This window comes from Neisseria sp. HMSC069H12 (assembly GCF_001812735.1).
Classification (GTDB): domain Bacteria; phylum Pseudomonadota; class Gammaproteobacteria; order Burkholderiales; family Neisseriaceae; genus Neisseria; species Neisseria subflava.
The window spans coordinates 1-218 of the sequence record NZ_KV810263.1; the positions used below are offsets into that span (position 1 = coordinate 1).

The following is a 218-nucleotide window of genomic DNA, read 5'->3' on the forward strand; positions in this document are numbered from 1 at the left end:
ATTCTGCATTGTAAAGCTCCACGTTTTCGACATTTTCTTAATGCCTCCGCTTCAGCCATACCCGGGTCGTTTATGCCAAAAAAAGCTGAACCATCTTTTGCTTGAGCAACGGCGATACAGCCGTTGCGAACCCAGGCTTGAACTTTACACGGTTTATTCGTTCCACCTTCTTCGCAGGTTTTAATGGCCAGCTTTTTTGCAGCCTCAAGTGAATCCAT

General features: G+C 45.9%; 1 protein-coding gene. It reads right to left on the reverse strand.

The window, feature by feature from the left end; translation table 11 throughout:
* A partial coding sequence (locus HMPREF2872_RS04365) for a DUF4189 domain-containing protein (RefSeq protein WP_141752843.1) occupies nt 1-218 on the reverse strand: 218 nt, incomplete at both ends.